Origin of the sequence: Flavobacterium sp. HSC-61S13, from assembly GCF_024171535.1 — a bacterium.
Classification (GTDB): domain Bacteria; phylum Bacteroidota; class Bacteroidia; order Flavobacteriales; family Flavobacteriaceae; genus Flavobacterium.
This window is the reverse complement of sequence record NZ_JALJZV010000003.1, coordinates 209016-230826: the sequence shown is the minus strand read 5'-3', so window position 1 is coordinate 230826 and position 21811 is coordinate 209016. Positions and strand designations below refer to the sequence as shown.

The 21811-nt window shown below is 37.1% G+C and carries 18 protein-coding genes; 8 read left to right on the top strand and 10 right to left on the bottom strand.

Annotated elements, in window-relative coordinates; all coding sequences use genetic code 11:
• Positions 1-29: 29 nt before the first annotated feature.
• The 3 genes from L1275_RS04480 to L1275_RS04470 all read right to left on the bottom strand — a co-directional run bounded on the left by L1275_RS04480 (position 30) and on the right by L1275_RS04470 (position 3125).
• Entirely contained in the window at positions 30-419 is a 390-nt protein-coding gene (locus L1275_RS04480) for a DoxX family protein (RefSeq protein ID WP_253470257.1), read from the bottom strand.
• A 352-nt stretch (positions 420-771) separates the two neighbouring features.
• Positions 772-1920 carry a DNA polymerase III subunit delta' gene (locus tag L1275_RS04475; protein ID WP_253470255.1) on the bottom strand — a complete coding sequence of 383 codons (1149 nt, stop codon included), beginning with the start codon at positions 1918-1920 and terminating at the stop codon, positions 772-774.
• Positions 1921-1973: 53 nt separating this feature from the next.
• The gene (locus L1275_RS04470; protein WP_253470253.1) at positions 1974-3125 is read right to left on the bottom strand and encodes an FAD-dependent oxidoreductase; all 1152 of its coding nucleotides are present in this window, start codon (positions 3123-3125) and stop codon (positions 1974-1976) included.
• Between the two features lie 321 nt (positions 3126-3446).
• Between L1275_RS04470 and pgk the strand changes: the two genes are divergently transcribed.
• Genes pgk through L1275_RS04450 form a run of 4 tightly spaced genes read left to right on the top strand, consistent with a single transcriptional unit; the run spans position 3447 to position 7653 of the window.
• Positions 3447-4637 (top strand): phosphoglycerate kinase, encoded by a 1191-nt coding sequence (gene pgk / locus L1275_RS04465; RefSeq protein WP_253470251.1) that lies wholly within the window; start codon positions 3447-3449, stop codon positions 4635-4637.
• A 57-nt stretch (positions 4638-4694) separates the two neighbouring features.
• The gene (locus L1275_RS04460; protein ID WP_253470249.1) at positions 4695-6197 is read left to right on the top strand and encodes a lytic transglycosylase domain-containing protein; all 1503 of its coding nucleotides are present in this window, start codon (positions 4695-4697) and stop codon (positions 6195-6197) included.
• A gap of 15 nt (positions 6198-6212) precedes the next feature.
• Positions 6213-7193, top strand: a complete 981-nt coding sequence (locus tag L1275_RS04455; RefSeq protein ID WP_253470247.1) for a DUF4837 family protein — start codon at positions 6213-6215, stop codon at positions 7191-7193.
• Positions 7186-7653 (top strand): GNAT family N-acetyltransferase, encoded by a 468-nt coding sequence (locus L1275_RS04450; RefSeq protein ID WP_253470245.1) that lies wholly within the window; start codon positions 7186-7188, stop codon positions 7651-7653. Before L1275_RS04455 ends, L1275_RS04450 begins: the two co-directional genes overlap by 8 nt.
• A gap of 77 nt (positions 7654-7730) precedes the next feature.
• Here L1275_RS04450 and L1275_RS04445 read toward each other — a convergent pair whose 3' ends face one another.
• The 6 genes from L1275_RS04445 to L1275_RS04420 all read right to left on the bottom strand — a co-directional run bounded on the left by L1275_RS04445 (position 7731) and on the right by L1275_RS04420 (position 15518).
• Complete coding sequence (locus L1275_RS04445) at positions 7731-8552, bottom strand: OmpA family protein (protein WP_253470243.1); 822 nt, start codon at positions 8550-8552, stop codon at positions 7731-7733.
• A 6-nt stretch (positions 8553-8558) separates the two neighbouring features.
• Positions 8559-10538, bottom strand: coding sequence for a KUP/HAK/KT family potassium transporter (locus L1275_RS04440; protein ID WP_253470241.1), 1980 nt, complete (start codon positions 10536-10538; stop codon positions 8559-8561).
• Positions 10539-10565: 27 nt separating this feature from the next.
• The gene (locus L1275_RS04435; RefSeq protein WP_253470239.1) at positions 10566-11447 is read right to left on the bottom strand and encodes a DUF4349 domain-containing protein; all 882 of its coding nucleotides are present in this window, start codon (positions 11445-11447) and stop codon (positions 10566-10568) included.
• Positions 11428-11820, bottom strand: a complete 393-nt coding sequence (rnpA, locus tag L1275_RS04430; RefSeq protein ID WP_253470237.1) for a ribonuclease P protein component — start codon at positions 11818-11820, stop codon at positions 11428-11430. The genes L1275_RS04435 and rnpA overlap by 20 nt, the downstream gene beginning before the upstream one ends.
• Before the next feature lie 94 nt (positions 11821-11914).
• On the bottom strand, positions 11915-13807 hold the full coding sequence (locus L1275_RS04425; protein WP_253470235.1) for a M1 family metallopeptidase: 1893 nt from the start codon (positions 13805-13807) through the stop codon (positions 11915-11917).
• 97 nt (positions 13808-13904) lie between these two features.
• The gene (locus L1275_RS04420; RefSeq protein WP_253470233.1) at positions 13905-15518 is read right to left on the bottom strand and encodes a S8 family peptidase; all 1614 of its coding nucleotides are present in this window, start codon (positions 15516-15518) and stop codon (positions 13905-13907) included.
• A gap of 448 nt (positions 15519-15966) precedes the next feature.
• On the opposite strand from L1275_RS04420, the gene L1275_RS04415 reads away from it, so the two are divergent.
• A complete protein-coding gene (locus tag L1275_RS04415; RefSeq protein WP_253470231.1) occupies positions 15967-17418 on the top strand; it encodes a C10 family peptidase in 1452 nt (483 codons plus the stop codon).
• Positions 17419-17750: 332 nt separating this feature from the next.
• On the opposite strand, the gene L1275_RS04410 is transcribed toward L1275_RS04415, so the two are convergent.
• The gene (locus tag L1275_RS04410; RefSeq protein WP_253470229.1) at positions 17751-18608 is read right to left on the bottom strand and encodes an MBL fold metallo-hydrolase; all 858 of its coding nucleotides are present in this window, start codon (positions 18606-18608) and stop codon (positions 17751-17753) included.
• 389 nt (positions 18609-18997) lie between these two features.
• Between L1275_RS04410 and L1275_RS04405 the strand changes: the two genes are divergently transcribed.
• From L1275_RS04405 to sufC, 3 genes are all read left to right on the top strand, one after another.
• Positions 18998-19327 (top strand): iron-sulfur cluster assembly accessory protein, encoded by a 330-nt coding sequence (locus tag L1275_RS04405; RefSeq protein ID WP_253470227.1) that lies wholly within the window; start codon positions 18998-19000, stop codon positions 19325-19327.
• 139 nt (positions 19328-19466) lie between these two features.
• Positions 19467-20915 (top strand): Fe-S cluster assembly protein SufB, encoded by a 1449-nt coding sequence (gene sufB, locus L1275_RS04400; protein WP_253470225.1) that lies wholly within the window; start codon positions 19467-19469, stop codon positions 20913-20915.
• Positions 20916-21015: 100 nt separating this feature from the next.
• On the top strand, positions 21016-21765 hold the full coding sequence (gene sufC / locus L1275_RS04395) for a Fe-S cluster assembly ATPase SufC (RefSeq protein WP_253470223.1): 750 nt from the start codon (positions 21016-21018) through the stop codon (positions 21763-21765).
• Positions 21766-21811: the final 46 nt, after the last annotated feature.

Genomic DNA, 21811 nt, shown 5'->3' with positions numbered 1-21811 from the left:
TTTTATAAATAAGATCCAGCTAGAAAAGATTAGTTTAAGAAATACACTGCTAGTAGCGCGGGTATCATATAGATGACAATTGTTTTGGCACCTTCGTAGTCTTTGGCCATGCGCTGTCCAAAGAGCAAGAATAAAAAAGTAATCGTTGCCAAAACCGATGCTAAAAAAGCAAAAATGACCGAAGAGAAAACAATTAAATCAAACAAACCAATCAAGCTGACTAAGCCGGTAAACAACTCTAAAAAAGTTATAATACCCAAAGCGACCGGTACTTGATTTTCAAAAACGGTTTCCTTAAAATGGGGCGTTAACCATGCTAAATTTCCTTTCCAATCCATCAGTTTATCCAAACCGGATTGAATGAAAATAATTACAAAATAAGCCGTTATCAACATACCAAAAACAACCGTACTATCCATAAAAAATCGTTTCTAAATTAATTTTACCCCCTAGTTAGAACGATGTTTTTATACCGTTTTATCACCGATTAAATATATTATTAAAATTGGTACTATTGAGTATTTTTTTGGTGATGACTACATTTTTAAAGATATTCGATTTTAAGGTTGCTAAACAACCTATAATTAGTCTATTACTCTTATAAAATCCACGCCAATTCTAAATTTACAGAGTAAGTTAGTACTAACAAGATACTGCGTTAATTTTAAAAAAACAAAAAAATCGATGTATTACATCAAAAAGGATCACATTAATCAGGGAATAGCCCTAAAAGAGGTAAGGTATCCACTAAATTAAAAAAGCAAAAACCAGCTATTTTTGGTGGATCAAACGAGTCAGTTTAATCGATAGATCTGTAAAAATCATCTTCGGATTTCCATTGCGTTCAATGTGGTAGATGGCATCAGATAATTCGTTGAATATTTCGTTGATATTGGAATTATTGACATAGGGTGCAAAGTTTTCCAATTTGAATTTTTCGACGGTGGTTTGATAAAAAACCAATTGCGGTGCTTGATAATTAATTAACAAAGCCTGTCTAAACATTTCGATACAGAATTCTAAAAATTGCTTTTGCGATTCTCTTCCCAAAGCGGCCAGTTCTTCACTCCAAAGAATGAGATCTTGAATTACTGCGGCATTGCCCTTGGCTCGAAATGCAGCTCGTACCCATTGTACAAACCAATTTTCAAAGGGTAAATCGTCTTGTTTATTTCTAAGTAAATGCAAGGCTTTATTGTAATTTCCTTGAGCTTGTCTTGAAATTAATGCGGCGGCAGATGGGTCTGACTGTTCTCTTTCAATTAAAGCCGTTTCAATTTCAACAGCGGTTAATGCTGGAAATTTCAATATTTGACAACGCGATAAAATAGTTTGTATAATCGATTTTTCGTTTTCAGCGATTAAGATAAAAACGGTTTTGGCAGGTGGCTCTTCCAGGAGTTTTAAAAGTTTATTCGAGGCCTCGACATTCAGTTTGTCGGCCATCCAAATAATCATGACTTTATAACCGCCTTCATAGGATTTAAGTGCCAGTTTTTTTAGAACTTCATGTGCTTCATCCACACCAATTTGACCTTGTTTGTTTTGAATATCGATATGATTGTACCAATCAAAAAGATTTCCGTACGGATTATCGGTTACAAATTTTCTCCAAGTTTCCATAAAACTATCGCTAGTTGCATTTTTCTTGACCGCATCGGTTGTTGCTACAGGAAAGGCAAAATGGAGATCGGGATGACCCAATGACTTAAACTTTAAATTGCACGCATCAGAGCCACCCGTATTTTCGGTTCCAGTATTTTTGCACAATAAATACTGGGCATAGGCTATTGCAATAGGCAAAGTACCTGAACCATCAGGACCAATAAACAATTGTGCATGAGGAATACGACCTGAAGAGGCACTTTGAATCAAATGATTCTTGAGATGTTGTTGACCGATTATTTCTGAAAACTGCATAGGACAAATATAATTGAAATTACCGATTTAGAAAAGGGATAATAACCGAAGTTTTAGGCTTTAAATATGTTGGTATTTAAGAGTTTTTCCATTTGATTTTTTGCAAAGGATTGCGGCAAATTTCTAAAAAAACTATTTCGAATTCGACATAATATAGGTGATTCAAGTTGCGCGATGATACCTACTTGTTTGGACTTGACCGTTACAGAACGCGTGCGTTTTAGACGTTTGCGTTCGAATTTTTTAAAGGCACTGATCACATCGGTTTCCAATTTTAATTCGTGAATCAATACAGCGACATCTTCAATGGCCATACAAGCCCCTTGACCCATATTTGGTGTGGTTGCATGAGCCGCATCACCCAATAGTAAAATCCGTTCAAAGGCAAATTGTTTGAGCGGTTTAATGTCTAAAATATCACTTTGGATTAAATCTTTGTCGGCTGTATTTGAAATGATATGAGGGACTTCTTTATAAAAATCCTTAAAAATCGATTTTAATTCTTTAATGCCGTAAGCTTTAATTGTAGCGTAATTCTCCGTAGTTGTGTTGATACAGACATACCAGTAAATGAGATTGCCCCTTAGAGGAACAAAGCCAAAACGACCGGATTGATCCCAAATTTCCGTTCCATCTTGCACGTCGATATTGGGATTGGGCGTTATAGCCCGCCAACAAGTATAACCCGCATATTGCGGTGTAGACTTGGGCAGCAATGTTTGTCGCACCACTGATCCAACACCATCACATCCAATTAAATAATCGGCAACCGCTTGAGTACCATCGGAAAAAGTAACTTCAACTTGACGATCATTTTGACTTACTGCTACTAACTTTTTAGATACCTCGGTATCCTCAGTACTGAGTTTATCAAACAAATACTTTATCAAGACTTTGCGGTGAATACTGAAGTTATCAGCAGTTCCGTTTTTAACCAATTCGGTGTCGGCTTGAAAAATCGGAATTCCATGTGCGTCCTTAATGGTCAAGGAACTCAACATATTGCCCAACGGTATTAGTTCTTCTGCCAAATCTAAATAATCAAGGGCTTTCATCGCATTGGCAGCGAGTCCCAATCCGGCTCCTAAACCTAAGATATCGGGTTTGGATTCAAAAACCTTGACGCTATGTCCCAATTTTTTTAAGCTAATGGCTGTAGCGAGTCCTGCAATCCCTCCACCAATGATGATAAAGTGTTTAGACATATCATAAATTTAGAGGATAAATGTAAGCCAAATATTTGAAAAGTACTGGGAATTAAAACCAGATCAGCAGGGAAAAGGTACTTTTATAAAGCCAAAATAAAATCTTTCCAATTGGTGATATCGCAGGATTATGAGGTTGATTTCATCAAAATAAAGGTTATTTAGAAGTAAAATCCATAAACATTTTTTTAAATCTTAAAAAAACCTTAAAACCTTAAAATTCAGTTATTCTGTTCTCGGATGGGTTTAAATCAGTTTTTTAAAAACTAAAAAAGTTTATATTTGTGAAATTTCTATAACTGAACCCCATTAAATTATATAATGAAAACCATTAACGATTTTAATTTTAAAGATAAAAAAGTACTGATAAGAGTTGATTTTAATGTGCCGTTAGACGCTGATTTCGCGGTGACTGATGCCAATAGGATCGAGGCCGCCAAACCAACCATACTCAAGGTTATTGAAGGGGGAGGTACTGCCATTTTGATGTCGCATTTAGGAAGACCAAAAGGAGTGGAAGATCAAGACTCTTTAAGACATATCGTATCAAAAACGCAAGAGGTTTTGGGTATGCCGGTTACTTTTGTACCTGATTGTGTGGGTAGTGAAGTAGAGGATGTAGTAAAAAATAGTAAATCGGGTTCCATACTATTATTGGAAAACCTGCGTTTTCATCCAGAAGAGGAAAAGGGAACGGTATCTTTCGCAGAGCAATTGGCGAAATTAGGAGATATCTATATCAATGATGCCTTTGGAACAGCGCATAGAGCACATGCGTCCACAACCGTTATTGCTCAGTTTTTTCCAGAGAATAAAACTTTTGGTTATTTATTAGCCAAAGAAATTGAAAGTATACATAAAGTTTTAAATAGTACAGATAAACCGGTAACGGCTGTATTAGGCGGTTCAAAGGTGTCTTCTAAAATAACGATTATCGAAAATATTTTAGATAAAATCGATCATATGATTATTGGTGGAGGTATGACTTTTACGTTTATTAAAGCCTTAGGCGGTAAAATAGGAAGTTCTATCTGTGAGGATGACAAAATGGAATTGGCATTGGAAATTATTAGAAAAGCCAAGGAAAAAAATGTTCAGATTCACTTGCCAGTTGATGTAATTGCAGCAGATGCATTTTCAAATACTGCGAATATTAAAATTGTCGATGTCAATGATATTCCTGACGGATGGCAGGGATTAGATGTGGGCCCAAAAACCTTAGAGCTTTTAAAGCCAGTTATTAAAGAATCGAAAATTATTTTGTGGAATGGACCTTTAGGGGTTTTTGAACTAGAAAAATTTTCGAACGGAACCATTTCCTTAGGAAATTATATTGCGGAAGCAACCCAATCAGGAACATTCTCTTTAGTTGGAGGAGGGGATTCTGTAGCCGCAGTAAAGCAATTTGGTCTTGAATCAAAAATGAGTTATGTCTCTACAGGTGGAGGAGCTATGTTGGAAATGTTGGAAGGAAAAACATTGCCGGGTATAGCAGCCATCGAAAACAATTAAAAAATTCATAATAGAGCAGGGATTAACGACACCCTGCTCTATTTCAAAAAGTTAAGCATGAATACCAAAGTATCAACCCTTCTATTAAGCTTGTTTTCTATCGGAGCTTTCGCTCAGATTTCGTCGGAAAGCAATAACAACAATGCAGAAAGCACCATTTCGTATTTAGATTCCATTAAAAATTCATTTGTCAATCATTCGATGAGTAGTTGTATCGAAGAACGCATGACCAAAGAGTTAGTAAATCTTGATTTATTCGAAGAAATGGAGTCAGACATCAGTAATATCTACAGAGATGAAGACGTGAGTTTCGATGAGTTACCCACAGAATTATTGAAAAGCCGACTTAAATTACTCGATCAAAAATCACCATTTAAAATTGAATATAACGAATCTTTAGAACGGGTTATTAAATCCTTTTTAAAGAATAGAAAGAAATCCTATGCTCGATTAATGGGCTTGGCCGATTATTATTTTCCGATGTTTGAAGAACACTTAGCAAAATATGATGTTCCATTGGAAGTGAAGTATTTAGCTATAGTGGAATCTGCTTTGAATCCAGCAGCTCGCTCTCGAGTAGGTGCCACAGGTTTATGGCAATTTATGTATCCTACAGGTAAGCAATACGGATTGGAAGTGAATTCCTTTGTCGATGAACGTTCAGATCCTTTAAAGTCATCAGAGGCAGCAGCTAAATACCTATCGGATTTATACGCTATTTTTGGAGATTGGGATTTGGTATTGGCTTCTTATAATGCCGGACCAGGAAATGTTTCCAAAGCGATACGTCGTTCAAGTGGTTATACAAACTACTGGAATATTCGCAAAAACCTGCCTAAAGAAACGCAAGGTTATTTACCGGCTTTCTTTGCTACCATGTATATTTTTGAATATGGAAAAGAACACGGTATTGTTGCAAATAATTCACCAGCCGTTCTAGCTCAAACCGATACGATCGCTGTAAAAAAAAGAATGACATTTGATCAAATTTCGTCGCTTTTGGATATCTCATCACATGAAATTGAATTTTTAAACCCAACTTATAAGCTGAAAGAGATTCCGTATGTATCGGGTAAAAATCATTTTGTCAGATTGCCGATTAACAAAGTCGGACTCTTCGCGTCAAATGAAGATAAGATCTATGCCTATATCGATCATGAAAACGATAAAGTTGAAAAGCCTATTTTCACTTTAGAATCTAATTCTGCCTTGGTTACTAACGATACTAAACCAACCTATCACACCGTGAGAAATGGGGAAAGTTTGGGAGTAGTTGCCAATAAATATGGAATAACTGTAGCGCAAATCAAAAAGTGGAATAATATGAATTCCAACGCGATTCACCCAGGTAAAAAATTAAAAGTAGGAGCTATAGTGGCTAATATCGCTAATACCAAGTCGGCAAAATCTGAAAAAACATATACGGTTAGAAGCGGTGACTCTCTCTATTCTATTTCTAAAAAACATCCTGGTATTTCGATCGGGCAGTTGAAAAAAATCAATAATTTAAAAGAAGGTCAAAACATTCATCCCGGGATGAAGTTACGTATTGACGGATAAAACCATTAAAGTCAAGTGAAAAAAATTCTGATTGTCTGTCTTGCTCTATTGGTTTTGGCCTGTAAGGAAGATCGAATTAAACATCCTGGGAGATTACCCGATTCCGTTGGAAAATACAATCACTTGACTTTAATTATGAACGATTCGCTATGGATCGGAAGTTCGGGAGATAGTATTCGAAAGTATTTGGCAGCACCGCTAGATGGGTTGCCACAAGAAGAACCGCAGTTCAGTATAGTGCAATTCTCTCCACGAATATTTGTCGATAAAAACAGACTTTCTCGTAATATTATCGTTTTCTCTGACAAGTCCAATTGCCTCTTTACTTTAGAGCGCAGTAAATATGCGACACCGCAAAATATCTTTACCATCAATGCCCCATCAGCTTCAGAGTTAATCGACGAGTTTCGATTTAATGTGGATTCGATAGTGTCGACCATAAAAAAATTAGAACTCAATGAAATGCAACACGCCATCAGTAGGGGATCTAAAATAAATATGGAACGCATTACCGATCTTTTTGGAGTCAAAATGATGATACCTTCGGATTATAAATACGTATTTGAAGAGGACGATTTTATTTGGCTTAAAAAAGAGGTAGCTTCCGGCAATAGTAATCTGTTGTTTTATGAGGTACCGATATCGAGAATTGACAATAAAAACGACAAGATAAGCAACATCATTCAAGTCAAAGATTCCATCGGTAAAACTTATATCCACGGTACCGTTCCCAATTCTTTTATGAAAACCGACGAAGGTTATTCACCCTTTATAAAAAAGATTGTACTCGACCAAATGGAAGTCAAAGAGTTGCGCGGAACTTGGGACATGATCAATAACTTTATGAACGGACCGTATATTTGTTACGTATTTAAAGACGAATATTACAACAGGTATCTCTTTGTAGAAGGCTTTACCTATTATCCTTCCAATTCCAAACGCGACCTGCTTTTTGAGCTTGAAGCGATAATCAAAACCATCAAATTTCATGAATAAAGATTTTAGAATCGAAATAAAGCCTTTTAACGCACTAACTCCGATGGAGGTTTATCAATTGCTGCAACTGAGGTGTGAGGTGTTTATCGTTGAGCAAAACTGTGCCTATATGGATATTGACAGCAAAGACTTCGACGCGGAACACGTGATGATTTGGAACGGGGATGATTTAGCCGCCTATGCTCGAATTTTTAAAGAAGGAGTTTATTTTGATAACGCCGCTTCGATTGGCAGGGTGATCGTCAGTCCTAAATTTAGAAGTTATGGATTGGGACACCAATTGATCAAGCAGTGCTTGGAACATATAGAAACGGAATACCAAACTAGGACAATCGACATTTCTGCACAGGAATACCTTAAGTCCTTTTATGAAAAACACGGTTTTGTAAAAACTTCGGAAATGTATTTGGAAGATGACATTCCGCATATTCATATGCGTTGTGTAATTCGTGAGTCGTAATTCGTGAGTCGTAATTCGTGAGTCGTAATTCGTGAGTCGTAATTCGTGAGTCGTGAGTCGAAAATCGAATCGGATGCTTATTTCGTGATAAGAACTTCAACTCTTCGATCTAAATCAGGAGTCAAATTCAGGGGATATTCATTGCCACAGCCAAAGTGTTTTAAGCGGTCTTTAGGCACTTTGAGTTGTATGAGAAACAAATAGACGTTTTTAGCTCGATTTGACGACAATTCGCGTTTATGAGTACTCTTGTCAAAGGTTTCCTTATACCGTTTCGGCGTACAGCAAATATGTCCGTGAATTTCAAAATTAAAATCTTTTTGTGCTTTCATCTTTTTAGCGATCTCGCGCAATTCCTTTTTGGCTTTAGGGGTCAATTTGCTATGTCCCTGTTCGAAGTACACATTTTGTAAAATAATCCGATCCCCTTCGACCAAGCTATCCTTAAATTCGGTGTAGATACCCGGTTGTTTTTCAAACGGAATTTGCTTGAAATTCAGCAGCAAGTCCACACGTCTGTTTTTCTGACGTAGTTTAGTCAAATCCTTAGAGAAATCTTGGTCAATCATCACTCGGCCTTTGCCTTCTATAGTGACTACGACCTTGTTTCGAATTCCTTGATCCAAGATAACTTTTTGGATCGCATAAGCCCTTTTCTCCGAAAGCTTAAAATTGTAATCGTCTTTGCCTCTGTCGTCACAATATCCAAAGATCTCGATGGTTTCTATAGCGACAGTATCGAGATCTTTGATAAATGCTAAGAGCAGTTGCTGTTCTTTGTTTTTAATCTGATATTGATCAAAATCAAAATAAACGGAATGGATGTTTTCCTCTTGTGCTGTAGCGCTAAAACTCAGCAAATAAGCGATAAATAAACAAACACAACTGTAATACCTCATCCGTTTCTATTTTCTGCGAATCAGCGGAATATCAGGTGTTGGACGGATGATCATCGGATAATATTCAATTTTCACCGAACTGCTATCTAAACCAAAAGCTTTTTCTTCTGATAAGCTGATTTTTTTAATTAAATCGTATAAATCTAAGATAATTCTTTCATTTACGGGCAAATCATTGTCATAAGACACTAATTTTTCAATTAAAACAAATTTAAAATCACCCAAGATATTATTTCTATTCAGTGAGGCATATCGGCTGGATAGGTCAACTTCACCCGATTCCATCATGTCTTTGACCACTTTTCTAAACATCAAATTAATCTTCGGAGCGATTCGAAAGCCCAAATAGAAATCGATTCGAATCAGGTTGTCGTGTAGGAGTTCCTTGACGCGGTACTCCATTTGATAAGGTTCATCGGTTACATTGACGTGCAACAACCAATAATTATCCGCGCGCTTAGGCCTTTTCTGTAAAATCGAATACATGATTTTTTCCTCGACCTCTTCGGAATTTTGGGCATTGGTTAAGTAAATTAAATTCGTCGCATATTTCGGGATGGTCGGATCCTTACTGATTTCGGATAAGACGGTTTTATATTTGTCAATACTGGTGAATTCCGTGTAATTTTTTCGGATGCGTTTACCCAAAAAGCAAATGGTCATGGTCAACGCTAGTATACCTGCAATACCTACAGAAACGTAACCTCCATGAGAGAATTTTTGTATGTTGGCAATAAAGAATGAAATTTCAATACTCAAATAAACCAATAAAATTAATACGATAAAGATGGGGTTATAACGCTTTAGTACCATATAATACCCTAAAAGGATGGTGGTCATAATCATACACATCACTATGGCAAGTCCATACGCAGCCTCCATATTTCCGGATTCTTTGAAGTGTAATACTACAAAACAACATCCGAAAAACAACAACCAGTTTATAGAAGGGATATACAATTGCCCCTTGATATCGGTCGGAAACTTGACGCGAACTTTAGGCCAAAAATTTAAGCGCATCGCTTCATTGATTAACGTAAACGAACCACTGATTAAGGCTTGAGAAGCGATAACCGCAGCTATAGTAGCAATGGTAATTCCGATGGGTAAAAACCATTCAGGCATAATCAAGTAGAACGGATTTCCTGGATTGTCCGGGTTGGCTGATAAAAAACTTAAGGTTTTACCGGAATGTTCAATTAGATAAGCTCCTTGTCCAAAATAGTTTAATACCAACATAATTTTTACAAAAGCCCAGCTGATTCGGATATTCTTAATACCACAATGTCCCAAGTCACTATAAAGCGCTTCAGCACCCGTAGTACATAAAAATACAAATCCTAAGACGTAATATCCGTCGGAATGTATCGACAATAAATGAAAGGCATAGTAAGGGTTTAAAGCTTTGAGGACATAGAAACTACCCATCATTTGGCTAACACCTAAGATACCCAGCATTACAAACCAGATTAACATCATCGGACCAAAGAACTTTCCGATGAATTTAGTTCCAAATTGTTGAATAAAAAACAAACCGAACAAAATTCCTAAAACCAAGGGTATGGTTTGCAGATCCGGTTGGTAAATCTTAATCCCTTCCAAGGCAGAAGAAATCGAAATAGGTGGGGTAATAATACCGTCCGCTAATAGAGCACTACCACCGATGATGGCGGGAACAATCAGCCACCTTTTATGCAGCCTTTTTACCAGAGTATACAAAGAGAAAATCCCACCTTCACCCTTGTTATCTGCTTTTAGAGTTAGAAAGACATACTTAAAAGTAGTTTGTAGGGTCAGTGTCCAAAAAACACAGGAAATAGCCCCTAGAACGATAGCTTCTTGAATTACTTCTTTGCCCATGATGGCTTTCATCACATATAAGGGCGAAGTCCCGATGTCGCCAAAAATAATTCCTAGGGTAACTAAAAGCGTTCCCACGGAAACTTTATTAATGGAATTGGGCGAGGTTTTGGATAGTGTGCTCAAGATGCAGTATTTAAAATTATAATTGAGTTATTGTTCTTTATCTATTTGTGATTTTTGCCTTCTTTTCCAGATTCTTTTACGAATCAATACAAACAATAGGGCAGTGATAATCAAATAAGGCCATAGGGTTAATAAGCCCAGGATAAACCCAGAGAGGGAGTTAAAACCAGAAACGACAGCGTGACCCATTTTGGATAAATACGATTCTGTGATTCCAGAACCCGTCGCAGCGGTATGATAAATTTCTATGGTAAGCGTACTAAAAGACACTTGATTTTTTAAATAATTCAATCGGCCTTGCACCGATTCGATTTCCTCGCGTATAGTGGACAAGGATTTTTCTATTTCGAGGATCTCAGAAATTTGCTGGGTTTTACCCAACAGCTCTAAATACCTGTTTTCTAACTTTTTTTTGTTTAACAAACGCGCTTCGATATCGATAAACTCTTCTGTAACATCTGTAGCGGTGATGGTTTTGTTGTCAAAGTAAGCGACATCCTGACTGATCTGTGCGAGTAATTTATCGAAGTTTTTACTTGGAACACGTATGGTAAGGTAGCGATAAGTAGTATTGTATTGATTGCCCGAATTGTCGTTTTGAATATATCCTCCGTTAGATTTAATCTGTTGACTTAAGCGTTCAAAAGAGGTATTGAGATCCTTAACTTCATAACGAATAGTTCCGGTTTTGATAATTTTGGATTCGGTTTCGACGGTATCCTCGGAACTGGGTTTTTCAACAGCAGCTTCATCTAAGGTTAGGTCACTCGATGACATACCACCAGCAGCTTCTGCTGCATACTCCACAGCCGTGCTTTCTTGACCACAGCCCATAGGTAATATCAGTAACGCAAGTGATAATAAAAAATAGCGCATATACGTAATGGATTTAAGATTCTTTGGAATCATTGGCAATAGCTATTATAAATTTATGAAATAATTGAATCGTTTTTTCATTTATTTCCTCGAATGACAACCGATCTTTGGTTTGATAGAAAAACATAATAGCATACGGTCGGTCTAAATGGCTTAAAAGCAGGTCTTGATTTAAGCGATAGGTTTCCCGTAATACCCTTTTAAAGTAATTGCGGTCTACTGCCTTCTTAAAGTTTTTCTTGGATACCGAAACACCCATCTTGATTTTCTCACTTTGTTCAGAAGCATCCATGGGCACATAGACCAAACGCAACGGATATTTGCTTACAGATTTTCCTTCTGTAAACAGGGATGCAATGGTAATATGGCTTTTTAATCTCTCTTTTTTCGGGTAATTCAATTTCATGGATTGGGTTTCTTCTACGCTACAAAGGTAAAAAAAGCTTGCATACAATATCGAAATAAAAAAAGCCCCCTTTTGGAGGGGACTTTTAAAGCGTTTATTTCTTATAAACGTTGTTTTTTTGATCGATATCGGCCATGAATTGACTTGGGTCAATGATGATGGTTTTAATCTTTTTTCTCGGTTGATCAATCGTAAAACTGTAGTTTGGTTTACCCCAGCCCCAACCAGTCAGTACCGTACGTTTGATTTCGGGATACGGATTGGGTTTGATCCAATGCATCGAAGTATTTGGGATATAAAAACTCTCCATGGATTCGTCTTCGTATTCCACCAAGATGTCTAAAGGCATTGGTATTCTGCCAATGCGTTGTAGGGTTACCTTGGTTTTATTGGTGCCTGCATCTTCAACAAACTGAATACCGTAATCGATCGTATTTGTAGTTTGTGTCCAATCGATCATATACCAGTCCAAAATCGCTCCGCTTACTCGTTCAGCAGTTCGTTTAAAATCATTCGGTGTCGGATGCGTGAATTTGTAGTCTTTGTAATACTGTTTTAAGGTTTTCATGGTATTTTCCATACCGATGATATAGGATAACTGCGTCAAAAATACCGAACCTTTTACATAAGCAGAAATACTGTAAGCGCTGTTGAGATCATAACGATCAGCATGCGTGGTTAAGGGTTGTTCGATTCCCTTATTAACCAAATAATAATAATTTTTGTAAGAGCTGCCAAATGGGTTAGCATCTTCTTGATCGGTAGTGTCCATTATAGATAATACCGCCAAATCCGAAATAAAGGAAGTAAAGCCCTCATCCATCCATTCGTGTTTGGTTTCATTGGTAGCTAGGGCGTGTTGAAACCAGCTGTGAGCCATTTCGTGAGCGGTAACTCCCACCAAACTCGCCATATCACGTTCTCCAGTAATTAACGTACACATCGAATATTCCATTCCTCCATCACCACCCTGAATCACAGAATACTGATCGTATGGATAAGATCCGACGGTGCGGTTGAAAAACTCAAACAAGGCCGCAGTACGCGGTTGTAACAACTTCCAGTTGTCGATGATTTTAGGATTGTTTTTGTATAAAAAGTGTAGCGTTAAACCGTTTGGACCAGGATATTTATCATGTATATAATTGTCGTCCGCAGCCCAAGTGAAATCCAAGACATTTTTGGCGTTAAAGTGCCAGGTTAAGTTCTTGGTTTTTTTAGGATGGTTGACTACGGTATCCTCGTCTTGATAGCCGTGACCGATTTCATTGTTGTTTTGTAAATTTCCAGTTGCGCCAACTGTATAGTCCTTATCGATAGTCAGTTTGACATCAAAGTCTCCCCAAACACTATGGAATTCTCTTCCTAGATATTGTTCCACATGCCAACCTTCAAAATCATACTCAGCCATTTTGGGATACCATTGAGCCATAGATAACGCGACTCCTTCTGCAGATTTTCGTCCAGCGCGGCGAATCATAACAGGAGCTTGCCCGTCAAAATTCATTGTAAAGACTGTCGAAGCACCAGGAAGTAACGGTTGACTTAACGAAACTTCCAGCACGGTTCCCACCAGGTTGCTTTTTAGATCAACACCATCTTGTTTTAAATTCTTAACTTTTAAATAACCGATCTCATCCGGTTTTAATAAGCTGATTTTACTCTCATAAGTCTTTTTACCTGCTTTGTCAAGGGTATTTACCATGCGCTTGTCTGGATCGGCAATCGACTTTAAGCGTTCATCCATATCACTTCCCGGTTGAAAGGCATTGTAAAACAAATGAAAGAATACGCGTTTCAACGTATCGGGTGAATGATTGGTATAAGTGAGTTTCTGTACACCTTGATATTGCGATTTTTTAACATCCATGGACACTTCCATTTTGTAATCAACATGTTGTTGCCAATATCCAGGATTAGGGTTTTTTTGAGCTTGTGCCCCAAAAAAAGCAAAAGAAACGGTGATCGAAAGTAATATCTTTTTCATAATCTGATCGTAAAAGAACAAGTCCACTAGCTTTCCGGTATAATTGATATAATTAGGAGAAACTAGTGAACTTGTAGGTTATAAAATTTAAGCTTTTCTATTTTTTGCCTTTGGATACTTTATCGGCTAATAGAATGGCATTGTAGGCGTTAACAATTTTACCTGAGGTAGAAATGGCTTTAAAGTTTCTTACATCAGCCGAATTTCCTCCTAAAATAACTTCTTTGTCAATAGCAATTCCAGAATCCATCAAGATCTTTTTCACTTGACCGGCACTTAACTTAGGATAGTATGCACGTACCAAAGCCGCTACACCAGCCACATTTGGTGAAGCCATGGAAGTTCCTTGTAGGAAGTCGTAAGAATTGTTTGGGATGGTCGCGTAGATCTTAACTCCAGGAGCAAATACATCGACGTCATAATGACCGTAATTCGAGAATGGAGCGATTAATTTTTCGCTAAATTCCGGGTTTAAAGCACCTACAACTAGGAAGTTATCGGAGATTTCAGCACCCATTTTTTGATTGTCGTTTGGAAAACGATCCACACCGCCATCTTTGTTTAAATCTAAGGCGTCATTTCCTGCTGCTACTACGATTAAAACATCTTTTTCAGCTGCATAGATGATGGCATCACGAACCCATTGAGAATGGGTTTCAAAGTATTTACCAAAACTACCGTTGATCACTTTAGCACCGTTGTCTACCGCATATCGGATAGCTAAGGCGATATCCTTATCATATTCATCTCCGTCTGGCACAGCGCGAACAGCCATGATTTCAACCACATCAGAGGCCACACCGTCTCCACCTAAATTGTTATGACGTTGTTGTGCAATAATACCCGATACGTGAGTACCGTGCATCGCTTCATCGCGGTCTGGTCCCAATACGTTATTGTCTCCATAATTAACGTCTTGTATGTCATCTGGATTGTCTCCAGTTAAGGCTCTTCCGTCAAATTCCAAATTCAATTGGTATTTTAACTTGCTGTCCACTTGTTTTTTATATTTATCTAAGATGGATAGATCATTACCTCTGCTCATGATACCAAACATGATATTTTTTGCATTAACAACCTTAGAATCTGCAGTAGCCGTAATTGTTTCTAGATCCTTAACCGTATAAGTATCGGCTTTAAAATAGTCCAACAAAGTTTTGTTGGCATTGACTAGAATATCAACACGAGTTTTGCTCTCCGCTGCTTCTGCTAATTCTTCACGGTGTTTGGCAACGGCTTTTTTATATTGTGCTGTACCGTTATCTCCCATTTTTACAATACGGGTATACTCTAGGTTTTCATGAACCGCTTTACCTAAAAAGTTCCATCCGTGAATATCGTCTATATAACCGTTATTATCGTCATCAATACCGTTTGCAGCTTTTTCCTTTGGATTGGTCCAAATAGCCTTTTTTAAATCGTCGTGTTCGATTTCTACTCCCGAATCAATGACTCCAACAACCACCTTAGTTGCTTTTTTACCTTTTAGTAATTCGTTATAAGCACGGTCAACAGACATTCCTGGTACGGTATCACGAACTAAATCTAAATGACTCCATCTCTTTAATTGCTCATCTGTTAATGCAGTTGTTCTTTTTGGTAAATGATCAACGCCACTGATAGGGGTGTAATTAGCGAATTTTGTTCCTCCACAACTCGCTAGCACTAGGGCTAAAGTTGCAGATAAATAAACCGGTTTTAATAAACGCATCTGGTATTTTTTAATAGGTTATAATTTATTTCCAAGGTCGAATTTAGTGATTTACGATTAAATAACAATTCTTTTAACTCAAACCGCCTTTAGAAAAGTGCAAAAGACTTATTGCGTTGTCCTCGTCGTACAAATTACGCAAACTATATTTTCATCTGAAAGAAAAACACTACGAATTTTTGTAAACCTTTGAAATTTAGCGTTTTTAATGATTTTTAGCTTTTAGCTTGTTTCGTGTCGAAATCTCTTAAACTTATTTATAAGTTCTTGTTTTAATATTATAAAGTATGTTAATTATACATTTTAAATTATTTCAATTTCTTTTTTTAACTTTTTATGATTAATAAAGTTAACATAATTAGTATTAATGTTAAGATTTTATTTTATATGTTTATAAAAAGAATTATCTATTTATAATTATGTTATTAACATTTTAAATGAAAAAATTATGATTCAGTTATTTAAAACAAACAAGCAAAAACGATCGAGTTGGCCTTATTTTCAGCAATTGAAACTAGTGGGTATCTTATCGATCTTACTCGCTACGATGGCAAGTTGTAGTTCTGATGAATCCACAACGAACTTAAATAAAGAGTTAAGCGTAGAAACTGATTTAACAGAATATGAAATCAGTGTTTTGGGCCAGGTGTTTAACAAAAAGCATCATATTAGTGTGAAAGAGGCACAAAATGAAGTAGAAAATTTTGTCAACACAGAAATTAAAAGTGGAGGTAAAACGAATCAACGGACTATTAAATCCTTGGAAGTAATGCTTTTAAATGATGAGATAAAAAAGAATTATTCAAAAACAACTCTTCCAGATACTTTAGCTTATGTATTTAATTTTTCGGATGAGTTGGGATATGTAATTTTTGCAGCAGATAATAGAGTCTCTAATCCTATTATGAATTTTGTAGAGAAAGGTTATTATGATGGAAAAACCGATAATCCCGGTTTGTTACTTTTTCTCGAAACGGCCGAGAATAAGATTGCTACAGATATTGGTTTTGCTCAAAAAAACAGAGATTCGTTAGCTGAAGTTATAACGAGAAAATTGGAGAAGCAATTCGATAAAAATGGTAAGAGTGGAAGCGCAACTACGGACTATAAAGCCGCTGGATTTGCGAAGTCATATACTATTACTGTGCGTAGAACAGAAATTGGACCTTGGTATATGACAGAAAATGTGGAACCATTGATTCCTGTGGAGTGGGGTCAGGGATATCCTTTTAATTCCTTAGTAAGATATAAAAATGGCTGTTCTAATGCCCCAGCAGGCTGTGTAGCTACGGCTACGGGGCAGATTATGGCATATTGGAAATATCCCTATCATTTAGATGGTTATTATTTTAACTGGGATGAATTTATAACTTATGGGGATTTAACCGCTTATACTACTCCAAATATCTATAAAACACAAGTTGCTGAATTAATGGAACGCATCGGATTTTATTCTCAAATGAATTATGGTTGTAACGCAAGTGGAGCCAAAACACATCTTGCTACGGCTTTCTTACGAAACAAATGTTATTATTCTGGTGGGCATAAAGAAGGTTATTCATTTAATAGAACACTTCAATCTTTAAAGCTTAGACAGCCTGTATTGATAGAAGGATTTACTGCTAAAACCAATAATACTGCTAGTGTAGGACATGCTTGGGTTGTAGATGGCTATAGATTGTTTACTCGTGAAGTTAAGGAGATAGTTGAATATAGAGATGCAATTACCGGAAACTTGGTGAGTGGAAGTTTTTACATTTGGTACGATCATTATAACTACTTGGGTAATAATTGGGGATGGAATGGCTCAGGTAATGGATGGTACGAAGCAGGTGTTTTTTCTGTATATGGTTCAAACTTTCAGAACAGTATAAGTATATTTCCGTTTATCAAACGTTAATTCGTAAAGTAAAGCAATTATTGGAATCAGTCAGTTTTTTTGATTGTTTTTAAGTGACCTGTTTTGAGGTTTTTTTGATTCTTTTTAACGCTCCAAACAATAATTTTACTGATGTCAATCATTAGTGTGTATTAAGCGTTTTTATTTTTAAAGATTGTCTTAAATATCACGCATTATTGAAGGGTAGAGTTTAATGACCCATAAAAATAGGGCGCTCCGGAATTTTTGGAGCGCCTTTATTGTGTGATAGATAATAAGTTAGAAACATCGCTTGAAAAAGACGTTATTTAAAGCCTTTACATAAGATACAGATGTTTAACCGCCTTAAAATTTTAAAAAATATCTTCACAACGCAAAACCTCGTTGAGGCGAACGCCTTTGTCGGTGTTTTGTACCGTGATGATTTGGTTGTGTGCATCGTGACCTAATAGCAGGTAGTAATTTTCATCTGCTGCGGTTTTTAAGAATTTTTCCTTTTCTTTTAATGTTAGTAGCGGTCTGGTGTCATAACCCATCACATAAGGCAAGGGGATATGACCGGCTGTAGGAAGTAAATCTGCTACATAAGCTATTTTTTTTCCTTGATAGTCGATCAACGGAATCATTTGCTTTTCAGTGTGTCCATCGGCAAAAAAGATTCCAAAATCCAATTCCGACTTATCAAGCAGATCGCCTTCAGGTCTTGTGATAAAATCCAACTGCCCACTCTCTTGTATCGGTAATAAGTTTTCTTTGAGGAAAGAGGCTTTTTCTCGGTCGTTTGGATTAACAGCCCAGTCCCAATGTTTGTCGTTGGACCAGTATTTGGCATTTTTAAAAGCCGTAACATAACCCGTACGATCCGCATTCCAATTGATGGCCCCTCCAGAGTGGTCAAAGTGCAGATGCGTCATAAATACATCGGTGATATCATCGCGGTGAAAACCGTGCTGCGCCAATGATTTATCGATAGAATGATCGCCCCAAAGCGAATAATATCCGAAAAACTTATCCGATTGTTTGTTGCCCATACCGGTGTCGATTAAAATCAAACGGTTTCCTTCTTCTATCAATAGTAAACGAGCTGCAATATCAATTAAATTGTTGGAATCAGCGGGATTGGTACGGTTCCAGATGGTTTTGGGTACTACGCCAAACATCGCGCCTCCGTCCAATTTAAAATTCCCGCTTTCTATAGCATATAACTTCATGATTGTCTTTATTTTTGTCAGTGGCAAATTAATCAATTTTGGTGAATACTACAATTTTATTCGTGACTCAGCATTAGGGATTCGCCGCTCTTGACCTGCCAAACGGCTAAAGGATAAATAACGAATTAAATTAAAAAAACATGATAACCGTCATGTTTGTGTATTATGCTTGTTAAATAGGGTGTTTTTTGTAGTTTTTCACATCCGAATGATGGTTTTTGCGTAGGTAAATGCAAACCGTATCAAGCGGTTAAGTTTCTCATTATTATGAGATTAACGCAATAGATTCTATCTATGATGCCATTCGTTATAAAAATGTTATTCCTTATAGGAAACCGCATTTTTTATAATATCTTTGCAATAGTTTTAGAACTAATCCAAATAAACCTATGATAAAAGTTTCAGATACAGCAAGTAAGCGCGTGGCGCTACTAATGGAAGATGAGGGATTTGACGTAACTAAAGATTATGTTCGAGTGGGCGTAAAAAGTGGCGGATGTTCCGGACTTTCCTATGATTTAAAGTTTGACCATAATTCGGGAGAAGAAGATAAAGTTTTTGTAGACAACGGTGTAACCATCGCTGTGGATAAAAAAAGTTTTTTATATCTCGTAGGAACGACCTTAGAATTTGAGGGCGGCTTGAATGGAAAGGGATTTCAATTCAACAACCCCAATGCGAACAGAACCTGTGGTTGCGGCGAGAGTTTTTCTCTGTAGTACAGCGTTAACGTAATCGTCTTAGACAAAAGAAAACGAAGACAGGTTTTTAAGCCTGTTTTCTCTATTAAAAGAAATTTTATTTATTGAACGAAGACCGGGTTAAGAATAACTAAGGTTTTTAGATTTAAAAAAAAATATGAGCAAATATACCGAAGAAGAACTTAAAAAAGAACTGGAAACCAAGGAGTACGAATATGGTTTTTATACCGATATCGAATCGGAAACTTTTCCTATTGGATTAAACGAAGCGATTGTTCGTGCGATATCTCTTAAAAAGGAAGAACCGGAATGGATGACAGAATGGAGACTGGAAGCTTTTCGTGCTTGGCAAGAAATGATTGAACCAGAATGGGCTAATGTTCATTACCAAAAACCTGATTTCCAAGCGATTTCTTATTATTCAGCTCCAAAGACAAAGCCGAAATACGACAGTATTGATGAGGTTGATCCGGAATTGTTGGACACGTTTAACAAGTTGGGGATTTCTTTGGAAGAACAAAAACGTTTAGCAGGAGTAGCCATAGATATCGTGATTGACTCGGTATCGGTAGCGACGACCTTTAAAAAGACCTTGGCTGAGAAGGGAATTATCTTCTGTTCGATTTCAGAAGCGATTCGCGAGCATTCCGAATTGGTAAAGAAATACTTAGGATCTGTAGTTCCTCGAAAAGACAATTTCTATGCAGCTTTAAATTCAGCGGTTTTTTCTGATGGATCATTCTGCTATATCCCTAAGGGCGTACGTTGTCCGATGGAGCTATCGACTTATTTCCGAATCAATCAGGCCGGAACCGGACAGTTTGAAAGAACTTTGGTTATAGCCGATGAAGGGAGTTATGTGAGTTATTTAGAAGGATGTACAGCGCCGTCAAGAGATGAAAACCAACTGCATGCCGCAGTGGTGGAATTGATTGCTTTGGATGATGCTGAAATAAAATATTCTACCGTTCAAAACTGGTTCCCAGGAAACAAAGAAGGTAAGGGTGGGGTATATAATTTTGTAACCAAAAGAGGTTTGTGTGAGACTAGAGCTAAAATCTCTTGGACACAGGTTGAAACCGGTTCTGCTGTAACCTGGAAATATCCATCATGTATATTAAAAGGAGATCATTCAATTGGAGAATTTTATTCGATTGCAGTAACTAATAATTACCAGCAAGCCGATACGGGAACCAAGATGATCCATTTGGGTAAAAACACTCGTTCGACGATTATTTCGAAAGGTATTTCTGCCGGAAAATCTCAAAACAGTTACCGTGGATTGGTTCAAATAGGAGCGCGTGCAGATAATGCTCGTAACTTTACTCAATGTGATTCGCTTTTGATGGGCGACCAATGTGGTGCGCATACTTTCCCTTATATCGAGGTTAAGAACAGTACTGCACAATTGGAGCACGAAGCAACGACGAGTAAAATCGGTGAAGACCAAGTATTCTATTGCAACCAAAGGGGAATTCCTACAGAAAAGGCCATTGCCTTGATTGTAAATGGATTCTCTAAAGAGGTATTAAACAAACTTCCGATGGAATTTGCTGTAGAAGCACAAAAATTATTAGAGATTTCCCTAGAGGGAAGTGTCGGATAATTGACAGAGAACTTATAGATAAAACATATAATAAAACAACAGAGTTTTGCAATTGCAGATGATCATCTAGAATTTCAAATCTCAAATTCAAAATTAAAGCATGTTACAAATTAAGAATTTACACGCTAGCGTAGAAGATAAAGAAATATTAAAGGGAATTAACTTGGTAGTTAATGCCGGAGAAGTTCACGCGATTATGGGCCCGAATGGTGCTGGTAAAAGTACCTTATCTTCCGTAATTGCTGGAAATGAAAATTTCGAAGTTACTCAAGGAGAGATCCTTCTTGAAGGAGAAGATATCAAGGAAATGGCACCAGAGGAAAGAGCGCATAAAGGGGTTTTCCTTTCGTTTCAGTATCCGGTTGAGATTCCAGGAGTATCGGTAACGAACTTTATGAAAACGGCTATTAACGAATCTAGAAAAGCACAAGGTTTGGAAGAAATGCCGGCTAATGTGATGTTGAAAAAGATTCGTGAGAAATCGGAAATGTTGGAAATCGACCGTAAATTTCTTTCCCGTTCATTAAACGAAGGTTTTTCTGGAGGAGAGAAAAAGAGAAATGAAATTTTCCAAATGGCCATGTTAGAACCGAAGCTGGCGATATTGGATGAAACGGATTCCGGTTTGGATATCGATGCTTTGCGTATCGTTGCTAGTGGAGTTAATAAATTAAAAAGCCAAGACAATGCGGTAATCTTGATTACGCATTACCAAAGATTGTTAGAATATATCGTTCCAGACTTTGTTCACGTTTTATACGATGGTAAAATTGTAAAAACAGGAGGAAAAGAATTGGCATTAGAATTAGAAGAAAAAGGTTACGATTGGATTAAGAATGAAATCGAGTAATTCGATCGACTGCTTAAAACAATTATCAATCTAATTTAGAACTGCA